Annotated in this window: 19 protein-coding genes; 3 read left to right on the plus strand and 16 right to left on the minus strand. The window is 37.0% G+C overall.

What is annotated here, in order from left to right:
• The first annotated feature begins 498 nt into the window (after nucleotides 1–498).
• Both BKH46_RS07940 and BKH46_RS07945 read left to right on the plus strand, forming a co-directional pair.
• Nucleotides 499–1,305 carry a hypothetical protein gene (locus BKH46_RS07940; protein ID WP_095226306.1) on the plus strand — a complete coding sequence of 269 codons (807 nt, stop codon included), beginning with the start codon at nucleotides 499–501 and terminating at the stop codon, nucleotides 1,303–1,305.
• Nucleotides 1,306–1,328: 23 nt separating this feature from the next.
• On the plus strand, nucleotides 1,329–2,852 hold the full coding sequence (locus BKH46_RS07945; RefSeq protein ID WP_143428930.1) for a hypothetical protein: 1,524 nt from the start codon (nucleotides 1,329–1,331) through the stop codon (nucleotides 2,850–2,852).
• A gap of 243 nt (nucleotides 2,853–3,095) precedes the next feature.
• Here the strand turns inward: BKH46_RS07945 and BKH46_RS07950 are convergent, their stop codons facing one another.
• The 5 genes from BKH46_RS07950 to BKH46_RS07975 all read right to left on the minus strand — a co-directional run bounded on the left by BKH46_RS07950 (nucleotide 3,096) and on the right by BKH46_RS07975 (nucleotide 12,647).
• On the minus strand, nucleotides 3,096–5,069 hold the full coding sequence (locus BKH46_RS07950) for a hypothetical protein (protein ID WP_095226308.1): 1,974 nt from the start codon (nucleotides 5,067–5,069) through the stop codon (nucleotides 3,096–3,098).
• Complete coding sequence (locus BKH46_RS07955; RefSeq protein WP_095226309.1) at nucleotides 5,051–10,633, minus strand: hypothetical protein; 5,583 nt, start codon at nucleotides 10,631–10,633, stop codon at nucleotides 5,051–5,053. The genes BKH46_RS07950 and BKH46_RS07955 overlap by 19 nt, the downstream gene beginning before the upstream one ends.
• On the minus strand, nucleotides 10,630–10,989 hold the full coding sequence (locus BKH46_RS09540; protein WP_095226310.1) for a hypothetical protein: 360 nt from the start codon (nucleotides 10,987–10,989) through the stop codon (nucleotides 10,630–10,632). The genes BKH46_RS07955 and BKH46_RS09540 overlap by 4 nt, the downstream gene beginning before the upstream one ends.
• Before the next feature lie 275 nt (nucleotides 10,990–11,264).
• Complete coding sequence (locus BKH46_RS07970; protein ID WP_095226312.1) at nucleotides 11,265–11,825, minus strand: TrbC family F-type conjugative pilus assembly protein; 561 nt, start codon at nucleotides 11,823–11,825, stop codon at nucleotides 11,265–11,267.
• Nucleotides 11,826–11,834: 9 nt separating this feature from the next.
• The gene (locus BKH46_RS07975; protein WP_253248336.1) at nucleotides 11,835–12,647 is read right to left on the minus strand and encodes a TraU family protein; all 813 of its coding nucleotides are present in this window, start codon (nucleotides 12,645–12,647) and stop codon (nucleotides 11,835–11,837) included.
• On the opposite strand from BKH46_RS07975, the gene BKH46_RS09755 reads away from it, so the two are divergent.
• Nucleotides 12,532–12,816 (plus strand): hypothetical protein, encoded by a 285-nt coding sequence (locus tag BKH46_RS09755; RefSeq protein ID WP_253248337.1) that lies wholly within the window; start codon nucleotides 12,532–12,534, stop codon nucleotides 12,814–12,816. The two genes, BKH46_RS07975 and BKH46_RS09755, sit on opposite strands and share 116 nt — an antisense overlap.
• A gap of 52 nt (nucleotides 12,817–12,868) precedes the next feature.
• Here the strand turns inward: BKH46_RS09755 and BKH46_RS07980 are convergent, their stop codons facing one another.
• The 11 genes from BKH46_RS07980 to BKH46_RS08030 are packed head-to-tail and all read right to left on the minus strand — an operon-like array spanning nucleotide 12,869 to nucleotide 25,700.
• Nucleotides 12,869–13,462, minus strand: coding sequence for a hypothetical protein (locus BKH46_RS07980; RefSeq protein ID WP_095226314.1), 594 nt, complete (start codon nucleotides 13,460–13,462; stop codon nucleotides 12,869–12,871).
• Nucleotides 13,459–14,103, minus strand: a complete 645-nt coding sequence (locus BKH46_RS07985) for a hypothetical protein (RefSeq protein ID WP_095226315.1) — start codon at nucleotides 14,101–14,103, stop codon at nucleotides 13,459–13,461. Before BKH46_RS07985 ends, BKH46_RS07980 begins: the two co-directional genes overlap by 4 nt.
• Entirely contained in the window at nucleotides 14,100–14,453 is a 354-nt protein-coding gene (locus BKH46_RS07990; RefSeq protein ID WP_095226316.1) for a hypothetical protein, read from the minus strand. Before BKH46_RS07990 ends, BKH46_RS07985 begins: the two co-directional genes overlap by 4 nt.
• Nucleotides 14,454–14,501: 48 nt before the next feature.
• Nucleotides 14,502–14,996, minus strand: coding sequence for a hypothetical protein (locus tag BKH46_RS07995; RefSeq protein WP_095226317.1), 495 nt, complete (start codon nucleotides 14,994–14,996; stop codon nucleotides 14,502–14,504).
• On the minus strand, nucleotides 14,993–15,520 hold the full coding sequence (locus tag BKH46_RS08000) for a hypothetical protein (protein WP_095226318.1): 528 nt from the start codon (nucleotides 15,518–15,520) through the stop codon (nucleotides 14,993–14,995). Before BKH46_RS08000 ends, BKH46_RS07995 begins: the two co-directional genes overlap by 4 nt.
• Entirely contained in the window at nucleotides 15,521–16,120 is a 600-nt protein-coding gene (locus BKH46_RS08005) for a hypothetical protein (protein ID WP_143428931.1), read from the minus strand.
• A gap of 55 nt (nucleotides 16,121–16,175) precedes the next feature.
• The gene (locus BKH46_RS08010; RefSeq protein ID WP_172402600.1) at nucleotides 16,176–17,939 is read right to left on the minus strand and encodes a conjugal transfer protein TraH; all 1,764 of its coding nucleotides are present in this window, start codon (nucleotides 17,937–17,939) and stop codon (nucleotides 16,176–16,178) included.
• On the minus strand, nucleotides 17,929–19,056 hold the full coding sequence (locus tag BKH46_RS08015; RefSeq protein ID WP_095226321.1) for a hypothetical protein: 1,128 nt from the start codon (nucleotides 19,054–19,056) through the stop codon (nucleotides 17,929–17,931). Before BKH46_RS08015 ends, BKH46_RS08010 begins: the two co-directional genes overlap by 11 nt.
• Nucleotides 19,049–20,335, minus strand: a complete 1,287-nt coding sequence (locus BKH46_RS08020; RefSeq protein WP_095226322.1) for an AAA family ATPase — start codon at nucleotides 20,333–20,335, stop codon at nucleotides 19,049–19,051. The genes BKH46_RS08015 and BKH46_RS08020 overlap by 8 nt, the downstream gene beginning before the upstream one ends.
• A complete protein-coding gene (locus BKH46_RS08025) occupies nucleotides 20,332–22,134 on the minus strand; it encodes a TraM recognition domain-containing protein (protein ID WP_095226323.1) in 1,803 nt (600 codons plus the stop codon). Before BKH46_RS08025 ends, BKH46_RS08020 begins: the two co-directional genes overlap by 4 nt.
• A complete protein-coding gene (locus BKH46_RS08030; RefSeq protein WP_095226324.1) occupies nucleotides 22,134–25,700 on the minus strand; it encodes an EAL domain-containing protein in 3,567 nt (1,188 codons plus the stop codon). The genes BKH46_RS08025 and BKH46_RS08030 overlap by 1 nt, the downstream gene beginning before the upstream one ends.
• Between the last annotated feature and the right edge of the window lie 2 nt (nucleotides 25,701–25,702).

Consider the following 25,702-nt stretch of genomic DNA (forward strand, 5'->3'; position numbering starts at 1 on the left):
AGCTTTTTAGGAAAGGGAAAATGCTGATTGCCATAGATGGTTATCAAATGCGAATAATTCAATACGCACAAATCACCTGCTATATGTTATTTGAATACAATTTATCGAACCCCCTACACTCCACCATCTCTATTTTCTTTTGCATACAATATTCTAAACATTGATACATTATTTTCCTCTAAAACCACCTATTTTGCGAGCTTTTGTGTAGATTTTTTTGATAGATTTTCTGCAAGCCCCTGATTTACGAAACTTCCCCATATTCAAAAAAGTGGTTATCAACTGGTTAGTTTTTGACAATGAGTTTTTATGTCTGTTGTTTGATAACCACCCTTTAGGTCAAATTCCCCTCCCATTGTATTTTTCTACCCTCTCGTTGATTTATCTTTTCAGATGTGTTACTATTTCCTGAAGTAATAAATAGCAAAGTGGTATCAAGATAAAAAGTATGCCTTTGCTTTGTGGCATATAGCTTAAAAATCAAAAAGGAAATCATAAATGGCAGCAGTCCAAACCGATGAAGTAAGTTTTAGCTTAAATTTCTATTCGCAAGTTTTTGATAATGGCTTAGATGATGTCATTATTGCAAGAAGCACTGATGGATACACAAAAAATATTATATTCGAACACAAACAAAATGTAACAAGCTATGGTAAAGGTAAAGCCTTGAGTCAAGCAATTATTTATCTTGCAAGATTCAATCGAGATGGTGTGCCGATACCAGCTAAAATTTGTCTTGTTAGCCAAGATGAAAACAAATGCTTTATTTATGACAGCATAGATTATATTGATATGATCAACGATATAGAACGCTATGCAAATTTAAAAGCCAGTGATGGGATTTTGGATTTTAAAGCCAATGAGCCAAAAGAAATCATAGAATTTAATCTATCAAACGAAAAGGGCAAAAAAGAAATCAAGGAATTTGTGCGCGAAAAGAGAAATTCTGTAAAAATTGAGATCAATGAACATAATGTCTATGGATGGTCGCAGTTTTATTACGAAAATGCCACCAAATCCAAACAAAAGCCTGAGAAAAAAGCATTTTTTAATGAATTGAAAAATCCAAAAGGAACATTGAGAGATTATATCAACGCTTGGCAAGGGCAAGAGTTGGATTTTAAATATATTATGGATATGCTCAACGACCCCTTAACGCAGAAAAAATTAGGAGCTTTTTATACACCAAGCCATTATGCAAAACTAGGAGCAGAGCTGGTTAAAGAAGCTATTAATAGAGCTATGGGGGGGGGCAGATACAAGATTATGTTATCATCGATCGCTGTGCTGGAAGTGGTAATTTAGAACAAGAGTTTGATGATGAATTATTGAGCCATACGATAGTTAGCACTTATGAACTCAAAGAGTGGATAGTTTTAAAAGATAGGCTTGGAGGGCGTGTAAGAGCTATCATACCACCAAAACCAAAGATGGAAAATAGTCTTTTTGAATTTGAAGATTTATTAAATACTGATGGCTTTTTGAGTGGTGCAAATGCTTTAAGTCGTGATATTATAGACAATCCTATCATTAAAAAATATATTAACGATCCAAAATGTGCCATCATACTCTATGAAAATCCTCCTTATGCCGAAACAACCAGCATAGAGTTTCAAAAGAAAAAACAAGGCAAGGAAAGTTCTGATTGGAAACAAAATTTCATTGTTACTGAAATGAAAAAAGAAATTAAAGGTGCTACAACAAACGACCTTGCAAATGCTTTTATTTGGAGTGGCTTTAAATACTTCTTGCGTGATGAGCTTGATAGTTATATCGTATTCTCACCGATAAAATATTGGAAATCACAGCACTTGATTCAAAAGAAATTTATAGATGGCTATGCTCTCAATCGCAGACATTTTCACGCTCCAACTGATGCTTGTGTGAGTCTAATATCTTGGAGCAACCAAAACGACACCACAACCACACAAATATCACTAAAAGCTGTTGATATAATAGATAATAAAATAGAGAATCAAGGCGAATTAGTGGCTAAAAAATGCTTCAATATGATTAGCTCTAAACTCTATGAAGAAAACAGGGCAAGTGATATAGAAGGTGGAATTTTATGTGATTTAAATGGTTTAGAGAGCGACCCAAAACAAAATAAAAAACTAAGTGCCAACCCAAGCTATAACAACGATAAAAATGATGGTATTATAGGCTATTTGGCAACTGATAGCTTTGGACTCGATAACCCTAGACTCCACTCTTGCCTTACAATAGGGACTAAATTCAATGGTCATGGTTTTTATATGCGCCGTGATAATTTCCTAGAAAAGCTTCCCGTATTTGCTGCTTCTCGTTATCCAGACCACTGCAATGATTGGAAAGTAATGAGTTTTATTATGAAAACAGCTGATAAAGCAGATGAGTATCTAGCAGATATAAAAAGTGGTATCTTAGATAAGTTTTTATTGAGGACTATGTTTTGGATAAGTTTGAGTCATTATCCACATTTGCGTAGTTTAAAAGGCAGCGATGATAGACTTTATATCAACGAGCTTTGCTTTGATGGCGACACACTAGCTATGCAAACAATGCAAGATTTTATCAACAAAGGCTATCAACTCACCGATACCGAAAAAAGCCTATTAGATGAGTTTCACGAGATACTTAAATTTGTAAAGACCACTGATGAATATAACAGCGAATTCAAATATGGACTCTACCAAATAGATGAAGAGATCAATATCAAAATACAGCAAGGAACTCATAGTAATGGTGAGCCAAAAATGGCATTTAAATATGGTGATTTAAACAATATCATTAAAGCATTTAAACTAAAAGTCAAAGAATATTACAAAGAAAATTTAGTTGATACTCTATTTGAGTATGAATTTTTAAAATAAAAGATACGATTGTGCCGAATAGTAATCGATGATAGTTTTGAAACTCTAATCCCAAAAAGGGTTATCATCGATCACAAAACCTAAACGATTGTGCGAGTTTTTGTGATAGTGTAATATATTACATTGTTTATATTAGAATTTATGTAATACATTACAGAAAAGAAAATGTGCTAGATACTTGATTTGGTGAATTACCCAACCACCAAAGATGGTTTGGCTTCTTGATTCAATGATAAATCAATATCAATGATCTAATTTGTTTCTTAAATTCATGGTTGTATCAATAATTGAGTCCAAGGCTTTGTCAATACCAATGCTCCCACCACTCAAAACCACATTTTTAAGCTCATTGAACTTATCTTGAGGGAAGCAGTTATCTTTTGAGGGGCTTTGTCCATCTTTACAAGGACTAAAAGAAATCTTATTGAGGTCATCAAGAGTAATATTAGCACAAGAGGTGTCCCTTAGAGTTCTTCCAAGTTGTGTCATAATGCCTTCTGCAAAAATCTTAGTGATTTTTTGAGAGTAGCAGCAATAGTGATCCCTAAGGAGTTGTGCTCCCATAAAATCTTTTACAACCTCGCTAGTCCTATTGGCAAGAGCAGCATTAAGTTCAGATATTCTAGCATCATCAAGGAAGGGTAGATTATCTTTTGTGAGAACTATTGCTGGTGGTGGAATACGCACACACAAGCCTGAAGCCAATCTTCTACTAGTAATGGCAAGTTTGGGATCAGGGCGCTGCTCTGCAAACTCAAGGTCAGTGCAAGTATTTCCATCATTGAAAGTATTAGCAATATCTAGAATAGCTGCTCCAATAGCGTTGTATGGCATTGGTAAGGCACTTACGACTGAATCAAGTGCCTTAATAGTTTGTGCTTTGAGTGATTCTTTTTTTATTCCTTGGTCTGAATCTGAAACAGGAATATAAGCAGACTCTGACACTGGGAACTGCCTTTTCATTTCAGATTCAACTGTTGGATTGGATAACTCTGGGTCTAAAAATCTTTTGCCATATTTTGACCTGATATAAGGAACTGTTTCTGCTCCACCACAAACCGTTTCTGCTGCAATGATCAAATCTTCAGGTGAGAGGGCATAAAGGGCATAAATTTTATTGCCTGCTGCATCGGTAGAATATTCCTTAAGCCCATATCTCGCATAAAAATAAGTATTTAAGTCTTCAGCTTTAATGGTTCCATCATCTTCTTTGCCAAAGGCTGCCATCAAAATAGCAATATCTTTACCACTCACAGGATAAGGGGTCTTAGCAGAAAACAAAAGTCTTTCTTGAGATTGTTTATCCTCTTCAGAGAGTTCATCTAGGTTTTTGCCAAGCTGATAATTAATTATCGTACCATAACTTAGACCAAATTTACCCACCATACATTGGGCATAATTTGCTGCTTTAGCATCTCCCTCAGAACTAGCCCCTGACATCTCTTCATAGCTTTTAATATCCTCATTAGGATTAGAGCACGCCCCATTTGCAATGTAGCAGTTATCATTGTTTTTACCCTGCTGTATGCTTTCATCTTTATTTGTAAGAGCCTTGAAGACTTCACGACCAATATCAGCCAATACCTTAGACCCTATCGATTTTACTACTTCCTTTGCGACATTTTCTGTAATTTTTAGGCTAAATTGTTTAAAAAAAGATGATGTTGCCTCTTTAACCCCAGCTTTTGCAAACTCTGAAATACCTGATAGCACTCCTGGTGCTGCAGTCCAAGCACTTCTCCCTGCAGCAATCCCATCTACTATAGGACCAGTGAGTAACATCATTCCATATTTTATAGCCATCATCCATGGATTGGGAGGGTCTATGAAAGTCCCATGATCGCAATAAGAATGTTCCCCTGAGAAAATATGAGTGGTTTGCTCTGCCATTGCTGCTTTCCCCATCGTTGCAATCCCTTTGGCTGAATCACCAGCCTGTAGGTTTGTTTCTACCTCTGGAATATTTTTTAAATAACTAGGAGTGCCAGGATATGTTGTGGTTTGAACAGAATAAGCCTTACACCCTGTTTGCTTCTTGCGTGTTTTTTGGCAGATTTTAATAACCTTCTTTGACATATAGATCACTTTGCCATTAATGTCAGTAATGGGATTTATCGCCTGTTCTTCTACACGGCAATTACTACTTGTATCATTGTCATCTGCTTGTAGCACTCCTGCTATCAAAAGAAAAATTAGTATTAAAAGTCTTGGCAGCATTTGTATTTCCTCTCCTCAACAGATTTTAAATAGGTAAAAAAGATACGATTGGCAAAAGGGAATGGGAACTCTAGTTTTTTAATCGTTACATCTCCTGTTTCTTTATCTAAGATACCAATAGAATAAATGGAGTTGTCCCTCAAATAGGTCAAATCCCTATTAAACTCACACGCTGGGGCTACCTTTGTTTTAGTGGCTTCTAGGGCTTCTTCTTGTTCTAAAACCTCCAACTGCTTCTCAAGAAGATCTATCTTTTTTTGATAATCCTTACCAATGATTTTATTGAAGTTAGGGTCTTTGGGTTTTGAGGGGTCATAATGAGTTACAACAATCTTTTCATTGACTTTTGCACCTTGAGCACTCAATCGCTTGAATAAATCAACATTTTTTTCTCCATTGACAAAAGGAATATCCCAGAAATCACAATCATAATAATATACGCCTGCTGTAGGGCTTGTGTTGTATCTACAATTTGGATGGGATCGTTCATAATCATTATCATCAGATTCTATCTGCTCTGTACGCTTACCATAGCTCAAGGTTACCTCTACAACATTGCTAGAATAAATACTATTGACTTCATCTATATAGGCTTGGAGTTCATTTTGTTTTTTGGGAATTAAAACATCTTCTAGCTCAATCAAACGAGGGGTTTTAATCATCAAAGTTCCTGCACTGCCACTAATAGAGTCTTGTCCAAATAAAGTTCCACCCCCTATAGGCGACCAAGGATCATTAGAGCACCTCCTGGGTGATTCCTCCTTGAGTTCTGTCTTAAAGTCTTCAAGCTCTTTTTGGAGAGTTTCAAGCCTTTTTTGATAATCACAATCCCCCTGCCCTAAAAGTTTGTTGAAGTTGGTATCTGGACCTGTTGATGGGGCGTAATTTCCTACACAAACTCTCTCATTGACTTTAACGCCTTGAGAAGCAATGCGATTAAATAAAGAAGAGTTATTGCCCCCATTGACAAGGGGGACATCCCAATAGGTGCATTCATATATGTTATATTTACTCCAGAAGATATGCTCAATAAATTTACAACCATGTCCCTTTTTTTCCTCGCGCTTTTCCCTTTGCGTTCTTGCCCCATAGCTTAAAACAACCTCTTGAATAGGAGAAATAGAAGCTATAGTATCTTTGAGGTCTTGGATTTCCTTTTCTTTTTGAGGGATTAATTTGTCTTGGAGTTCAATCATACGAGAGGTTTTGAGATCACTCACTAAAGAAATATTTTGTAAAGTTCCAGCTGGGGTCGCAGTCAAACGCACTCTACTTATGGATTCTTTAGCGATCAATTGCCCTGCTTTATTATAAAAAGAAAACTCATAATCAGAGGGAGTGGGTAAGATGATACTCACACCCAAAGTAGCATTATTAAAGACTTTTAAACGAGAAATGGGGTGATAATTACATCGGTAGTCTTTATCAACATCATACCAGCTTTCAAAATCACAGTTATTCGAAATACATTTGCAATCACCAGGGTTCTTATATCGATCAGGCATAAGATATGTTCGTTGCACCCAAGGCGCTGAATTGAAGTTAGATCCTGTAGTTTCAGGAGCAAGTTGAATAACACCATAACCCACTTGCCCTGCCAATGCAGGAGCATAATAATTGAGGGAATCATTAAAATAAGTATCTTGGATTAGAGCTCTAAAGGGTCTGCTATAGCCATTTTCTAAAAAATAATCACCTAGTCCATAGCCTTCTTGCTTAAAGGGCTTGCGAAACAATGTAAAAGCATTTAATATATTTAGAGCAGGCGCCCAAGAAGGAACAATATCATTGTGAATAACAATTTTTCGATATGTAGGATCTCCAAGTTCAGGTAGTCCCAAATTTAAAATAATTCCATTGATATTTTCCCCATTGTTGAGCGTGCCAATTTGAGTTGCAAAGATAATTTGTTGAGAATCATTGATTTGTGCCCTAAAATTCATCACCCCATGCCCACTATCTCTACAGTCCTTGGGAAGTGATCCATGCTTGATACCTTCATATTTACAATAATCTATTTTCTCTTGGTCTTTGTAGTTTTCTGAAACAATCAAAGTCCCACCAACCTGATTGTTAGTAAATGAAGCTGTAAAACTCCCCTTTCTGGAATCTGCAGCAGTATTGGTTCTCAAGCAAGTAGGATCAGCAAGATAAATATCTTCATCTCCCTTGCTAACATTGACAGAAACATCTTTACATACCCTTTGAACGGTTTCTACTTGGACATCTTCATAGGTTTCTGTTTCAAACAAAGGAACAGTGCAGGTTTTGGTCGTAGTTTGCATCTGATTGATCCCACAGACTACTTCTTTTTTAGTATTTGGACAAGTCCCCTTAAATCCTGTTAAGTTTCCAGAAGCATCCATTATGGGTCGATGGGTATCACAATAGATATAGTTGCTATGGAGTTTGATTTTATCTTCATCACTCACAACAGAACTCTCATTGCAATTAGCTGGGTTCATGGTTACTTGCTCTTGCTTCAAACACACATGATTGATCAAACTCCCCTTAGAAGCTGGGCATTCATAAGTATAGCTCTTAGTTTCTAGTCTGGTATCTTGCAAGCTTGTTTGGATACCATCTTTATCAAGGGGGTTGGGGGTAGCAATTTCTGACTTGAGATTACTAAATGCAAGTGTCTGGACAAGTTTGCAGTTCTCCTTAATTTTTGTTGGGCAGTTGTCATAAAAGCACTTTCTTTGCATAGGGTTTGTGAAACAATCATCACCAGCTAATTTGTTGTAGTAGCTTGTGCAATTAACCTTCTGTGCTTCTCCATTAAAAATGGCATTGGCAGCAGGATCTATTTGAGTACAAACTTCAACTAATTTGCCAGCCATGGGAATACTCATTGCCCTCATTGCCTTCTGAAAAGACTCATCAGGAATGGTTTTATCTATCTTAGAATCATACTCTCTCTCAATTCGCCACCAAGGCAAACAAATTCTCTTGAAATTGCCATGGTCTATAAAATCTTTACAATCAGCCTTAGAATCATATTTTCCACTCCCATATCCAAAATAAAGCTTTTGGGAAGCACGGGCAGAAAGATCTTGGTTCTCAAACAGGGGAACAAGTTCATAAGCAGGACTTAAATGCTCATAGTATTCAAATATGCTCTTATCAGAAGGCTTGAGATTCCCTATATCAGTTTTATCCTGATCTGCACTTTGGGCTTGCCACCACAAATAAGCATAGCCATTCTCTTGAATTTCATCTTGTCTGGGGGTGAAAGAAGCGTATGCAGAAAGCTTTTTTAAATTGCCCACCAAATAAACTGAAACATATTCACTGGGTTGAGAGCTATCATCTTTGAGTTGAGTGATATAATTGGTTTTATCTTCCAATAAATTATAAATCAAATTGATCCCTGTGGTGTCTTTGAGAATCAGCTCATCAGCAATTTCTTTGTGTGTTAAGGGCTTTTCAGTCGCAAGGACAAAAATCTTATATTGAGAAGGAATATCCCCTGGACTAGTAAGAGGGGGCTGTCCATGATTGAGTCTAATGAGATAATTGGGAATATTTTTCTTATCTTGTCCAATGGCTTGATAAAGCTCTGCTAGCAATGTTCCCCTAGTTCCACCTTCACCATTAGGATCAGTAGCAACATCTCCCCCTGAAGCAGAGAGGGCATAAGCCCTAGAACGCACAGGACCTTTTACTTGAGTGGGATAAAGCTTATTGGTAAATAGCTTTTCTTCAATGAAAAACTTATGTTCCCCCAATTCATTGAGAATATCTGAATAGACTTTGAATATAGGTGCATCACTCTCCCTACCTCCTTCTATCCAACTCAAAGATGTTTCATTGAAATGTCTGAATTTATCCTGATTGTCTTTATAATCTGAAAAATTGTAACCTTTATCCACATAAAACGAATGCAATTTATTATCTGAACCAAGCATATAATAATACTTGGATCGGAAATGAACCCTTTGAGTGCCAGCATTGGCATAATAATTCTGATCGGAAGTTTCTAGCTCAACCATCACATATAAATAAGCCTTCTTGCCATATAGACCATCACTGGGCTTGAACCTAGCATAAATCTCCTGTCCTTTTGTCCTGACTGCATAGCTACTTTGTCGAGCAGAACCTAAGACTTTAGAAACTGCATAAGTCTGATCTTGGATCATATTTGTAAAAGCTCTGTCCTTGCCCTCTTCTTTGATTTTGTTTTGATAATTTGCCATATCATTACTAGCTAAAACTCGAGGTCGAACAGTCCCTGAAACAACTGCTCCATTTTTAATGGTTTGTATAGCATTGCCCTGACCATCAAAAACCGTTTCATTTAAAATAGGAGCATTATTCTCCCTAGCAGCTATGCAGTCATTATTCTTACACGAATCACTCTCACCCCCTAAACACCCCTCCTTGAATCCAAAGAAGGAATCCACACTTAAAGCTGGACTCTCTAAAGAACAAACCCCACTTGCATAACAACTTGCAGAACAAGTATTTTTATTGGAAAATGTTCCATCTTCATTATCCCCAATCTTATTTGCCTTGCATATTAAAATACGCTCTCCTGTGTTACTCACCAATTCCACCAAATCTGATTTTGAGCAAGTATTTTTAGCAGCAGGCTTGTTTGCGATATTTTGCTGGGAGCAGACAAAACGATTGACTTTAGGGATAAGGAAAAGGGCTTTTGAGATCATAACCTTTAGAGGATTATCATCATTAAAACCTGATAAATCAGCATCTTTTGAAACAATAAATTCTAACTTGACTGATTTGATTTTGCTGTTGATGGTATATTTTTTCTTCTCTCCACCATTTTTGAATATCTGGGAGCTTTGGGCTTTAAGCATAAGATTAGTAGCCATAACCCTCTCAAAGCCACTTTCATCAATATAAGAAAAATTCATCAAAACATCTACATTATTTTTAATAGTAAATTCAAAAACCTTTATTTTGTTTTCAGTTGAAAAGCTCCTTTCAACTGCTGTAGAAAGATGGTCTTTTGAGAGTGCAAGTGCATCAGCAATGATCTCTTTTTGATCATCTATTTGTTTATCCAATGGATTTGTAACCGTTAAACACGCACTCATTACTCTACAATTGTTCTCACAATTACTTTTGGCTTTAGAAGGAGAATCCACAGCATCTGAGCTTGCGTAAGTAGTTCCATTTAAAGAACATCGATAATTAAAAAAGCTTTGTGAGCGTGCGAGATAACAAGTAGCCCTACCTGTTTGTTTTGCCACATTCCCCAAAACATTAATAGAAGCTTCCATTGCCTTTTTTCTGACCCCAAGCCGTTCAGATTTAACATAGCCCCCAATCCCCTTTGCTCCCATATCATCAGGATCATCAGTTTGTGGTCCAAATCGATCAGCCACAGGACCATCTTTAAAACTATTTGTATCTTGAGAGTTTGCTGCATCTAAAACATCTTCAGAATACATCTTTCCCAAAGTATCTTGAAGGAGAAAGTTGTTAGGAGATTGTGGAGTGTTTTGTTGGGATTTATTATAGAGATCTCGGATATTGACATCTCCTCCGTATAACAAGACAAAAACAAACATTGACAGATAGGCGATTCTTTTCATTCTACTCCCCATTTCTTAAAGTAATTCATTTGTGCTATAATCATCTCGTTCAAGTTGGCAACTTGGATAAAAAAGAATTTGAGCCTATTTTTGGATAGCCCGATCCTCACAAGGGATTGGGTTTTTTTTTGGTCTTTTGGGACAGGGGTGGGAATCCAAAAATAGGAGTCCATAATGACCCCAACAGATGTTATTGCACTTATAAGCGTGATTATCATGCTATTTAGAGAGGAGATCAGAGACCTAATCTTTAAACCTCGCTCTAAATAAATAAGTGCCGTTTCAAATTCCCCTCCTATGAGATTAGCCACCTCAAGGAGGGCTTTTATTTCTCTTTTATCTCCTAGATTTTCCATCTTTTTCCTCATAATGCTTTGCTACTAAAGGATTTTTAAAACCCATAGGCTTATTAAGATTTCGGTCAGAATAAAAGAATATAATGACATTTCCATTGTGATGAATGGAGAAAAATAAAAGACTAAAGCCTTAGTGTGGCACAGCCCAATTCCTTTATGGGATTGGGTTTTTTTAGTCTTTTGGAGCGTAGCATCACCTGCGCCCTTTATGTTTTCAATATGGCAACCCCTTACACACATTGTTATTCCTTCAATCAATTTGCTTTCCTCATATCTCATTTTGGCTCAATCAACTCAAAATAATACTTCTTATAACTCTTATCAAAATCCCCCACACGAGAGAAAAAATCACTCAAAGTTACATCTCCACTAGCTAAAAACTTATTATCACAATCACTAAAGGCAAAGTTTCTCCCTACAGGGCAATAGGCTAAAACATAAGCAGGGACTCTTTTGACATTAAAAGCACGAAAGATGGGAGGGTGGATTTTGATAGCACCAGGAGTATTCTTGTCATAAATAGCTTGGAGGAAGCCCAAAATATCTTTGGGAAAGCCCCTTAAAATGATTTTTCCCTCAATCCTCTCCCCTTTTTGCTTTAGCTTATAAATAGAAGCATTGAAGCGCTTAGCCCCCAAATCCAATTCGCTTGTAGTTAGGTAGAATATAGTCAAGCTTTTTTCTTGACTCTGCTTTAACAATTCAAGGCTTTCTTGATAGACCTCAAATTGTCTTGGAGTTAAAAGCGACTTAGCAACCTTTGGATCTACAATATCTTGAGCTAACAAACCCTGATGGAGTCCTAACAACAGCAAAGTTACATATAGAAATTTCATTTTCTGTCCTTACTTACAATGGGTTTGTCCCATACAATAATCACGAGTTCGCCAAATCCAGAAGAAATGATCATCACCATCAGCAGGGGTGGATTTAAAATCGTAATGGAATCGCATTGCCCCAAATCTTTTAGCTTTCCCATAAGCAAGTTGAATATAATATTGGTCTTTGATAATCACTGGAAAGAATCGATCCTTACACATTGAATCTGGGATTGATTGACCTTCTAAGAAAGCAAAGGTTGCATCGCTTGTCTTTCGAAGTTGAGAGGTTTCGTGCATTTGTGCCATAAGTCGCAATGCAATCATTTCAGAATTTTCAATAGGATCACCAATCTTTGTATAGCCTGTGTCAGTAGCTCCCATATTCCCTCGACAACCATCACACCAATACAAGCTGTTTATAGGGAAACCAGCAGTTGCTGCTGCACAATCAGCCAAACAAGCCAAATCTGCTAATGGATTGACAAAAAGAGTTCTGCCAAAAGGCTTGGCTTGATTCATTCTGACCGATAAATCAGCACTCTGATACATGGGATCAACATCACTGATGTAAGTAGCAGTCATATCTGCTAACCGATCAAAGCAAATAATGTCTGGCAAAGCTAGTCCAACCATCGACATAAAGGGAAAAATCAGAAAATTTGATTGTCTAAAACCTGTTGTGTTTGTCGCACCACCTTCACCAGGTCTGGAAGTCCCTTGTTTGCCAAAGGTATCACTTCCGACATTCATACCCAATCCTACAAAATTCATGGGAGTATTAGAGCTTGAGAACCCCAATATAGGCTCAACCAAAGAAGCCTTAAAGCCAATGGGCATTGATGATGTTGAGTTCTCACATATGCAAACTTCTAGGGTAATTTCAAATTTATCAGCAAATAAATCCCAATCAAGCGAAGAAAAGAAATCCAACATTGGGGACTTGGAAGGATTTGCCTTATTTGCAGCAGGACTAGCATCTGCACCAGAACTTCCTGAAGCATCTTGAGCTGCTAGAAGAAAAGACAGGGGCAAAAGACTACACAATAATATCTTTTTTATCACTTTTTATCCTTTTCACGCTTGATTTTATGTTCATGCACAATCAACATATCTCCCTTGAACTCTACTGTTGATGGCGTGCATTGCAAGTTGAGTTTTTCTTTGAGAAAATCACTCAATAAATATTTTTCAGGATATTTCTTCAACTTCTCAACACTCCCCTGATTAACCATCACAGGGGGCATTCCCTTGCGTGTTTTGAGCCAAAGAAGCTCATGGTGAGAATCTGTGTTGATGACTTCATAAATCAGATCAGGCATATTAAAATCTTTCTTGGGACTCTGCCCTGCCTTAATAGAAATATCTCCTTGTGGGATCTCAAGATCAAAGGGGGCTTTGTTATGCACCGACCAATCAGTTTTTCTCACGGTATCTTTTTGACAAAAAGGCAATGGCACATGCCCTACTAAAGCTTCTTTTATCGAATCTACTAATTCTTTTTTGAACTTTTCTTTATCAAGCTTTTGGTAATTTTTAGCAATCTCATCAAAAAAATCTGGCTCTTTGATTTCATAAGTTTCCCCAATTACCCCCAAATCCTCCCAAGCAAGCAAGAACCCAGAAAACATCAAAAAAAGCATTAGTTTCTTCATTTCTCAGCCTTTGCTTGCATCAAAACTCGAATAATAGAATCGCTATAAGGTGTGAAAGCACAGAGGTGATAGGCTTTCTTGAGCTTGCTCCTTCCTGCTCTCTCATCTTTGATAACACCACCAAAACCATTTAGGAAGTAATACCCATCTAAAAATAGTCCCTTGCAATTATTGTTTTTACTCAATTTTTGGATCAAATCAAAATAAACTCCCTGATATTTAGGACTATTTTTACCCAATATCTCAATCAAGAAAGTTGCTATAAATGCCCCTGCCAAATTGTTTTCTTTTTCGACACTTTGAAGAAAATATCCCAAAGCTTTTTGATAGTCAGGATAACTCACCTTAACTTTCTTCTTTTTCCCAGGTGGTGTGAGCATCTCATGTTTGAAGTTTGATTGCACATAAAGCATTTCAAGACCCTTGCGATATAAAGGAGTGTCTTTAATAAGCACTTTCCTAGGAGAAGAAGCAAGGTATTGTTCTTCATATGGGTAATAATGCTTTGTGGTGGGCTTGCTTGGAGTTTGAGCCAAGAGAGCATAGGAACACAGAAAAAGACAAGCAAAGACACGCACACAAAAGAAAAATGAGTTCTTGGGAGCTTTTTGTTGGCAATAATTTTGAACGATTCTTTTCATGACACTGCTTGTCCTTTCATTGATTGACTGATATACTGCTTTTGTAAGGTCTGGATGATCTTCTTTTGTTCTTTATTTACAGATCGTTTTAAGATCCTATCCAATGCCCCTAGCACTCTTTGTTTTTCATCATCAAAGCTTGAAAATTTTAAAGATTGTCTGATATTTTCAACCCCCACATCTACAGATGAGCTTTTACTCCCAGCATAGATTGCAGCAAATACCTCTTGTGTATGTTTAAATAACTCAGGATTTTCACAAGAAATTTTTTTGATATGAAGCAATGCTTCCTTATCTCCACCCAGAGCTTTTACCAAGCTCATACCTAGCCCAATTAATACTGCTTCCATCACTTCTCCTTATTGTCTTTTGCTGATTGAGTCCATCATTTTTCCTCTTTACTTTGATTCTTCATAATGCTTTGCTACTAAAGGATTTTTAAAACCCATAGGCTTATTAAGATTTCGGTCAGAATAAAAGGATATAATTTGATTGCTCGATGGAAGGTTCGCTAGATGTGTGGCGACTAAGTCGGGCAAAATTTTATCTATCACAGCTCTAAATCGCACTCTATTTTCATTTTCCCACTCATAAATCTTTGCACCATTTTTATCAGTAAAAGACTCTTTAAATAGCTTAGAATATTCTCGTATCGATTTGCCTAGATTCACCAGTTCTTCAATGCTGATATATCCTTGTGCATCTTTTTCTAAGTGCAATTTAATATGCTTAGCTCCAAGTCCCTTATTTTTCTTTCTATTGTGGAACCCCCTAACATACATCACTATCGATTCAATGATTGCCTCCTCAATGAGTTCAATGTCAGCTTGTATGGGTGTAGCCCTCTTTTCATTAAAAGTTACATTGTAGATACCTAATTGTTCTTTTCTCATCTTGTTCCTTGATATTCACCAGCATAACGCTTTAAGTGCTTTTGATATTTCAAATTATTTTTCTTCTCATACGAATGATACTTGGCTAACGACTCCCAACTCCACCCATATTTTTGCTTAATTTCTGTCAAAATGCCACAGGCAATAGCAATGCTCTTTTGCAGGCTGAAATAATCTTCAGGACTTGCTTGGTGATATTTGGGATTGATTTGAAAAGCACCCAGATCTACATTAGGAATTTGGTTTTGACTGATCTTGCTATAAATTAAAACACAATTTTTCTGGTTTTTACAATCAATGCTTCGATTATCAAGCTTCTCATATTGACCTTCTGAAACAAGATCAGAGAGCTTAGCAATGTCTTGTGTGCGATTGAAACTGATAATATATGGGTATCCGACCTCACGCTTAGGGTGGCGTTCTACTTGAGCAATTGTGTAGAGAACTTTATAGCCAATCTCACATTTATCCAATGAAAAAAGAGTGTTAAAACCCAATATCAATATCACAACAATCCTATTCATTTACTCTCCAAGCTTTATTCTTTCTAAAGAGCTTGAATCTGCACAAAAGGCAGCCACCTGCTCTTTTTTATTGGGGTTATTGCACGCACGATTCAAAAATAGGTTTGCTAGCTCTGTTTGCTTGAGTTCTAAATATGCAAATGCCATATAGAGTTGTGCGACTGAAAAGTCTGAAACAGATGGATCACTCAATATCTCAATGGTTTTTGCATAGTCCTCTTTAGCAAAAGTATAGATGCCCCACACCTCCCTTAAAAGAGGAGTGATAGTTTGATAGCGATAACTGCTATTCATATGCGCTCCCTTCTCAAAATAAGCAATAGGACTTAGCCCATCAGTTTTCTTGAGAATACCTTTTAGCTTATTGTCATAACTCTTAGAATCTTGCTCTATACCCCATGCCAACATTCCAAGTTTATACGCAGCCACTGGATTTCCCTGTTTATAAAGCTTGGCATAGACTTCAAATGCTCGGTTCAAATTGGGTTCAATGCCTTGCTCTGCACTCCCTTGTTCATAAAGTGTTGCTTCTAGTAATAAAGCATCTCCACCGATATTCTTTGAGATATAATCAAGGTCTTTTTCCACATCTAAATCCACTGCCCCATAAAAGAAAAGGGGCAAAGTGAGAGCTAAAAATATCTTTCCTATCATATTATTTCACCACCCTGTCTTTTTGTAGCATTTCTGTAACTCGATTGAATAGGTCTTTGACCCCAGTCACCTTGTCAATGTTTTTGAGTAAGGCTTCTTCTAATGACCTAATGTATTCTTCTAAAATCAGTTGATTGGAGTGGAGTTCTTCGAACCTATTTATAGCAGACTTATCAATAGAAGCCTTTTGTTTCTGATCCAAAATATTAGACAGGAGATACTTAGCAAACAAATAAGCATTTAAATTTGCCATCACATCTACCAAATCCTTAGATTGAACTTCATATGCAATAGCATCTTTACTGCCAATTTTAGGAGAAGCACTTTTTGCCTTTAAATCACGAATAGTTTGAATCATTGGCTCATAACCAGGGATAATCAATTGAACACCATCACTTGAAGTGCCACATGCACTTGAAGTTGTTTTATTTAGATGGCACTCAATAGCTTTTCTACTGCTATTTACAAGTCCATCCCAAGGTTTTTTCACTTTCTTTTCTTCCATATTAACAGTTGTAAGAAGGCTATACATGATGCCTGCCTTATCTCTTGCTTGAGAGTAAATCACAGTGCCTGGGTGTAACTCAATTTTTTTGTCTTCATTTCCATAAAGCAATATCGAAATCAGAACACCACTTTCAGATTGTGGTGGTAGGTAATTGTCTTCCAAAACCAAGGGTGGTTCGCCTGAACCCTCTTTAGATACCCTAGCTATTTTCTTTGATACATTATCAATTGCCTTCTTCTGTTCTTCTGAAGGCTTGACTATTTTGCCCTTTGCAATCCATTCTGGGAACAAGCTTCCATTTTTTCTATAAAACTCATCAAGCTCTGGACTGATGGCATTTTCACCAAAAATATTGATCGCAAATAAATACAACATTTCTGTCTGATTATCCCCCTTAATCTCTTTATAGGTTATAGGGGTGAAGCCATCTTTATTTAGCATAAACGCTACAGGGTCTTTCAATAGCTCAGGAACTAAAATCTTTGCTGATCCCTTGATGAAGAAGAACCTTCCATATGTTTCTGCAATTTGAACAGATATGGATTCGCTCTGCCCTCCTGTTGGCTTTTCATTTTTGCCACCGATGATACCTTTGGTCTTTTCTGCGACCTGATCGACCTTTTTATCAATCCAATCAGCAGCCTTATCTACCCCTGCTTGCATCGCTTGGGGGACGCCAGTGCTTTTTGCCAATTCTGATCCCATTTGTTTTCCAAAGTTACAAGCATTTCTGAGTGCTGATTGTAAGGATTGGATCATCTCTTTAATTCTGGAGAAGACATGCTCAATAGTAGGAACAGAATTGACTAGTCCAATAAAAAGACCATAGACCAATGCACCAGAAGCATTTCCTAGCTGCTCTGCAATATCTTGAAGTCCTAGCATTTCTGCAAAACCACCATTGAGCGATAAGCCATTACAGCCTGCTTCAATTTTTGGCACTTCAAAATCCACCCAAGGTTTAAACTTCTTCACTTCGTTATTAAACCTAAACTCCATACTCCCCCCAAAATAAGCTCCACCACTCTCTTGGGGCTTAGTGATATTTTTAAATCCCGTGACACCATAAAAGCCAGTCTTTTCACCATTGACATTGAGGTTAATTCCTGTAGAATCCCCAAAACCTTTTGAAAAACTATTGCCCACTCCCTCCCAATCTACCTTTTCTTTTCCATAAATAGATCCTGCAAGCAAAGCTGCACTCAAAAAAACAGACAAGCCCTGTCTTGTTCGCCATAATCTTATTTTATTTCTCACGATTGATCTCCTTCTCTAAGAGTTCTCTAAATATTTTGCCTCTTTCTTTCCCATCAGGATCATTGATCCAAGTGCGTTGATTGAGTTCATCGATCATATATTTCAAATTCACCCCATCAGCCTTAACTCCACTAATATCTGTTGGTTTGATGGCTTTAAATAGAATCAAAGCTCTATAAGTAGCCTTAAAAATTACCTCTAAATCATCTTTACCCACTCCTAAAATCTGATTGAAATGGATATTTTTAGCCATATCGTTATATTTTAGAAGATACATTGGTGTGGCATAAACCGATATTCCCTTGATTTTAAAGCTATTGGGAGAGATCACCTTATCACTTGCTGGGATTTGCGACCACCTCTGTCCATAAATTTCAGATGGTGCAGTTTTATTGAAATTAGCAAATGTGTTGAGCGATTCTTGATTTTCAAAAACAAATTTGATTTTAACCCCCACAGATTTGTATTTGTCATAAATATCAAAAATGCGTGTTGCCCTATCCACATCAAAGCCAGTGGTTTTACCGATGAGAATATTGATTTCCATATTCTTAGAAAGCTTCTTGATTACAGAATCCCATATATAAACCTCTCTTTGATCCTCTGCTTCCCTAGTGTTTGTGTTAGTATAGGTTGGGATAATGCCCATTAAAGGAGCAGTGGATTTGGAAGCAAACTCCAATGAATAGCCAACATCAAAGATTTGATTGAGGTATTTGCTCTGCCATTTGTAATAAGCAAGAGCATTCTCAACAGTTGGGTTCTCAAGCCACTGCTTCATCACAGGGATTCTAGCTGCATCTTTGGTGATAGGCATTTTGAAACAATCCACCGAAGAGTTACTCAAACATTTCTTGCCATTGACTTCAATCATTTCTGGTAAGTCATTAGTAACTTTTAAGATTTTTAAGATCTCTAGTTGGATAGAAGTCTGCTTTTGTTGTTCTTTCAAAATAGCCAAAAGAATATCTTTCTCACTCACTTTTTTAGTATCTATTGGCTTTTGTGAGGAGGAGGGTTCATCTTCATATTGCAGCCAGCCCCTACCAGGACTATTGGTGTCTGCAAATAGACAAGAACCACATATAAAGAGTATGATGGGGATCTTTTTAAGCATTTGTTTTTACTCCTTTTTGATTTTGGTTTCGTTGATAAGCATAGAGATCAGGATTTGCATCAATAAAATCTTGCACCTTTTTTATCTGAAAATCAACGCTGACTAAAGTAGCGTTCATGAGTTCAATGCTCTCTTGTGTAAATGGTGAAAACATCGATGGACACAATAGGATATTCTCTTTCTCTTGCTTTTTGATCTGAAGGAATTTGTTATATTGATTAATAGTTTTATTGAGTTCAGATCTAGCCAAGCCCATATCCTTTAAAAACAAAGAGCAAAGATCGATGTTTTCTTTATAGGTTTCTCTGTCTGATATTTGGAGCTGATAATTGATGAATTTAAAACAACTCCGATCAAAGCTTGAGTTCTTTTTAGAGAAAAACTCATTGACCTTAATCAAGGAAGATTCAATCTTTTCCCTATCTCCAAAAATCACATTATCAACAACTTCTGCAAGCTTGTTTCTTTCTAAATAATTAGTCCAACTCATATGTCTGACAAATAAAAGATCTGAAAAATCAAGAGCTTCCCTGTCATTTAAAACAGCACTCACTCTCAAGGCTTTAATCACATAATCAGAACCAAACTTCCTATCAGAAGCTTTAATCCCTGATCTGATTAGGCTATCTTGAATTTGAAAATAAGTGTCTGATATTTCATCTGGAATTGCGACTGCCTTAGCTCTTTTGCAGACATCTTCAATATCACTCAAAAGAAAAGTATTCTTAATGCTCTTGTCTTTATTGAATGCTCCACGGATAAAACGCTCTTTGTTTTCTTTTTTCTGAATCCGATTGACCTCAAACCAAATTAAAAGCCTATCGCTAAAGGGCTCAATTTTCTCTCCAAAGGGAAGTTCATTTGAAGCTGAAAATAGAGTGTATAAAGGGACAGGGACTGCCTTGCCCTTTATGGTATAATATCTTTCATTTAAAAAAGACAATAAGCTAACAAGCAAATCATCGGTGGCTTTAAACATCTCATCTAAAAAAATAAAATGATGTGCCAATAAAGTTTCTTCTCTAGGAGTATCCTCTCTACCAATCAAATCCTTCTCCAAAGTTTCTTTGCTTAGGAGTTTTTCCCAATAACTCCCATCACTAATCACTTTAGAAATTATCTGGATTGCATAGGTCTTACCAACACCTGGCGTGCCGATAAGAAACATATGCTGTTTGGAGAAAATACACAAGAAACAAAGGCGTATGAGTTCTTCTCTCTCAATCAATTTATCTTCAATTTCAGCAATGGCTTCTCTCACTCTTTTTTTATAACTCATTGTGCTAACTCCTTCTCTAAGCTACGCTCAAAATTCATCAATCTCTGGAGATTTTTCTCCTGTTCAGACATATCTGCTTGGATAGTATGTTTCTCATCTACATCAAGCATAATGGGGAATGCAACCTTATATTCTTTGGATTTATTCTTTAAAAAGCCCTCCCCCACCCTTAGTTTTCTGATAGATTCTTTGGTTAAGATATTTTTTGTAGTGCGTGAAAAGCTGATTCTTGCACCCCCCTCACCTCCTACAATATTGGTTTCTGTGAAATTATTATCACCAAAGGCATCAATAATTTCAGCGATGGATTTTGGGTCGTTCATACGCAAAATCACATAAGTATTGAGCGAATCTTGAGAGATTTGAGCAATGGTAGTCCCTAGTTTTGCTTGAAGGTCTGCCAAAGACTGGGTATAGATATTTAGGGTTAGCAAAAGTCCAGCACCCTTATTGAGAATTGATTCTACACCTGGATACAAAGCTGACTCACCCTCATCTAAATGGGCATAATGTCGCCTTGGACTCAATGCCCTACCACTCAAGCTGACATTTCCATAAATGGATTCAAGCATTTTGATATAGATTTTATTAAAATACTCAGAAACTTTCTTAATCTTTAAAGGCACGGGCTGAACTAGCAAAATCATTCCCCTATTGGGATTGTTGAGCCTAAGCAAAATGGGATTGATTCGTATGGTGCAAAAAATCTGCCCCATCAAACCTGTGGATATATCTGCTAGAAAATTTGATAGCGAAACAGAGATTTTTGAATGGTGCTCTTCAGGGATTTTAAAAACCTTATCCAGAAGGGAAATCGCTTCTTCCTTCATCTTTGAAAGATGCCAGAAATGCGTATTTGTATTCTCTATAGACATTTTTTCCACTGTAGCCTTGAGGACTTTTAAATTTTCAGCATCGATATAGTAAAAAATATCCTTGAAGGTAATAAAACTCCGATTGAAAATTACTTTTTTATCCTCTTCAAAATTCTCTATCTTAGAAAAGATCCGATCTGCAATATCAGGAAGTATAAGCCCACTTTCTTTGTCGTGGAATTGGATTTCATTATTTTTAAACTCCTTGATTTTCAAATACTTCATATATTCCTTTTTTTCTTTCTCTGCCACATAAGTTCCATCAACATCACTTGCTTTCTCCAAGAATGTCAGTGCATACAACACAGCTTTGAGTGTTGAAAATGTATGGGAGGAGTAAAATTGAGAATCCCCCTTGGCATCAGGATACAAAATCGAAGCGATCATAGAAGAGATCTCATCATCACCCAAACCATAGATGGGATTAAAGAACTCCGAAGCATTAGGCATTAAGGGATTGATAAACATCAAATCTTGGAGTCGATTGGCTTCTTGAGCAAACTCCACAACCTTATTAAAAACCTGTTGTCCAATTCCCCCCTTAGGTTCAAAAATGGTTACATCATCACCATGTAAGATATTTTGCCTTACGATACTTAACATCAAATAGGATTTACCCATACGAGTAGTTCCGTAAGTAATCATGTGATTGGAAACATCGCCCCAAGGTAATAAAATAGGACTGAGTTTTAAAGTTTCTAAATTAACCCCTACCCCCATATAAAGACCAGTGTGGTTGTTTTGAAGGATATAATCAGTTTCGTGTTTATATTTTTCTTTGAAAAGCTTGAGCCTTTTGGCTTTAATGCGTTCAGCCTTCCATTTTGTAGCCCCATTAAGAGCTAAATACTCCTCTGTCTTTCTCTCAAATTCTTTTATTTTTCTATGAGCTTTAAAAATTCTATCGACAACATTCCCAAACATTAATCCTCCTTTACTTGAATTTCATAACCCTCAAAAATATCCATAGGTTCTGCAAAATAATTACCTTGGAAGAAATGAACGCCAAACCCTTGGGTCATTCTAAAGACTTCCTTATTTTCAATATGGCTAGCAGACACTTGAATATCTAAGGCTCTAGCCAAATCAGGCAAGACCTTTAACTTCCTACGCTTGGTTTCATCTTTAAGGGCTGAATTGATTAAAATCCCATTGATTTTGATGATATGTGGGCTAATCTCATCAAGCACACCCAAATCAATATCAAAGCTGACATTATCTATGGCAATGAGATAACCCCTATTTTTAGCATCCTCACAAAAATCCATTGTGTCTTTATTAGAGATACCAGAAGATGGAATTTCTAAGATAAGTAATTCTTTATGCTCGCCCATAATCTCATCAAGCATTTCCAGTAAATGAGAGCTAATTTCACTCTCATGCAAGTTGATAGAGAATGTAGCATTATGACCAATAAAGAAGCTCGCACATTTCTGGATATGGATTTTGGTGATCATATTCAAAAGATCTTGCTCAACAGCAGTTTCTAAAAAATCCTTGGGCGTGAAGACTTCTCCATCGACAAGTAGGCGTAAGAATGTTTCATAAAACACAACCCCACCATCTTTATCCACAATCTTTTGGCAGTAAGGAGTGATTGTATCTCCATTGACAGCTTTTCGGATTTTTCCCATCCAATATTCAGTATTAGCAGAATTATCCTCGCCTTTTAAAATCTCTAAAATCTCATGAGTGGGTAAGCCCTCCTTCATATAAGCAAACATTGATGTAGCATCTTGAGGAGTGAGGTTGTATTTTTTCTGTAGTTCCTTCTTATAAGAGATCTCTGTTGCTTTTGTAGTAAACATCGCCCCTTCTTGATGGGTAGCCTTTAAAAGCAGAATCTCTGAAAATCTTCCTGCATACACATAGAGGACTTCAGAGTATTCGGGTGCTCGATTTTTTACAGATAACATTTGCCTTCTAATAAAATCTGACCAGCCAACAAACAATCCCCCATCTGAAAACCCTCTGTTGATGTTACTGGGGTCCATGGCAAGCATAAACTTATGAGAAGCATTGGTCCAAACAGATTTTGAACTCGCATTAGCATTATAGTCTTGGTCATCTTGAGTGATTGTAATCAAGCTCCCTCCGTATTTTCTAATTCTGCGAGCCAAATCCTCAAGATATGCAGCAAAAAACTCTTTTTTTAGAATAGAAGCTGCTTCATCAATCACAATGCTTTTTTTCTTGGAACGATCTAAATACATATCAACGATACATTGCTCAAGCATAAACATCACAACAAGATCATAAAGGTTTCCTTTACGGGTGAGTTCATCAAGCTCTAAAAGACAAAAGTCATTTTTAATATCAACATTACACGAGCCATTGAAATATTCATAGAACTCCCCACCTGGATAAATATAAGCAGCCAGACCTAAAAGCAGTTGTGAGATTATCTCTACACTTTGGAAATCCCTTTTGACTTCTGCTTCTTTTTTAAACCATGACAGAGCTTCTCCAACCTCACGCATACCAGCTTCCCTGCCCCTGCGATAAAACGCAGTCTTTACAGCTTCTTGCAATAAGGTCATCATCACAGAACGATTGGCATTATCAATGGAGTCATTATCGCTTCTGATCCCTGGTGTGAAGTCTTGCCCACACATGATACCAACAATGATGATGAGGGGTTGGAAAAAGTCTTCATCGATCATATCAACCATACCATCAATTCCAGCAAGATCATCAACTGAGAAAGAAGCATAGTTCATCACGACTTTATCACCCTTAATCGTGTCTTTATGCTGTGGCTTAGTCACTAAATTGGTGAAGAAATTAAGACACTTCTTATTGGGCTTACCAGAATCATCAAACTCTTCAAAACTAATAAATTCCCCTTTTAGTTCTTGACAGAGGGGCAAGTAGCTTTTCCCCTTATCAAAAATAGTTAGTTTCACACCTGCTTGGAGATGAGAAGCTTGAATACTATTACTCAAAAATGATTTTCCACTTCCAGATGGTCCAATGATACAAGCATTGTAGTTATTTTGAGAAGCCCAAAAGTCAATACCCACACATTGACCTGTCCTAGCAAAAAACCTCAAAACAGGATCTCCAATGCCCTTAAAAGAAGCAATTAAAGGGATAATACTCATCACATTAGAGTTAAACATCAAATCAAACCGATTCAAGAATTGTTTAGTTTCTAAATCGAACTGAAAGGGTAGCGACCAAAGCAAAGTTTGCAAAGCAGTGATACCCATCTCTTCTTCTTGGATTTTCCACCCTCCCATATTGACATCAGCTGCCCTAGTCTTTAGTCTTCCAATTGCTGTATTCAATCGGTCTTTGTTTTCCTCAAAAACTGCAATGGTATACATCGCTTGATAGGGCTTTTGTTCATACTTCTCAAAATATTCAATCGTTCGCAAGGATTCATCAATAGTTTCTTGCACTTTGGGATTCATCAAGCTCATCTTTCTATTGATTTTGCTTGAATTATTGACATTTGCCCTTGCTTTACTCAAGATTTTGCTCTTGACCTTCTCAGGATTATCAATATGCACGGTCATACTCACATAAAATGGCGATGGAAGGGGAATCTGGAACTCATCACCATCGATTGGAAAGAACGCATCCATCATATTCAAAACATCAGTATATTTGGGCCACTTTTGAGTTGTGAGGACTTTAGCATAGGTTTTTTTACCAATTTCAATCAACCCATCATCAGGATTGATTCTAATTCTAGCCCCCTTTGCTAGTTGTGTATTCATTTTCTTATGGACATCATAATCCCCCAAAGATGAGTCTTCTTTCAAAATCTCACCATAAACTTTTGCAATAGTCTTAGGACTCAAAGACCTAGGTTCTAACTCCTTGATACTCCCCTTGATTGTGTAGTATAGGCTTCTGATTTTGCTTTCAGGTGTTTCTTCAGGGAAGAGTATCAAGACCATATTGATAAAATTTCTAGCCCTCAAATCAGCCCCTGACTCTTTGGAAAGCATCGTGCTTTTTGACCATTGTTTGGTTTTTTTAATCCGATCATCTCTAAGCTTGAGGAGGGCTTGGGTGTTTCCCACCCCACTATCACAAGTCGCACACTCTTTGAGAGCAGCTAAATAATTACTCAAATCAGTAGAAGCATAGGTGATAAATTGCACAGCCACATCTTTAATGTCAATTGCATTGAGTGTAGATTTGATACCTTTGAGCATATCTTCAGTTAGAATCGAGGGAGGAGAAACCTCAAAACCAATACCAATACGACCTGTGATGAGATTAAAAAAACCAATCTCATCATCAACTGGTCGATAAGACTCTAAAAGTAGCTGGCTTGAAATGCTATCGGTGTGATTGAGTGCCTTGATTCGATCAGGTGTGAGAGAAGCTAATGATTGAGTCCATTCAAAAGGAACTACCACCTCCCAAATCTTTTTGAGCTGTGGGAGGAGCTTCTTCATACGCTTAGGACTTCTGACATAAAAGACAAAGCCAAAGGCTAGTGCTGCTAAGAGAAAATAAAGTAGATACTTCACTA

It is taken from the genome of Helicobacter sp. 12S02634-8, from assembly GCF_002272865.1.
In the GTDB taxonomy this organism is placed as follows: Bacteria; Campylobacterota; Campylobacteria; order Campylobacterales; family Helicobacteraceae; genus Helicobacter_J.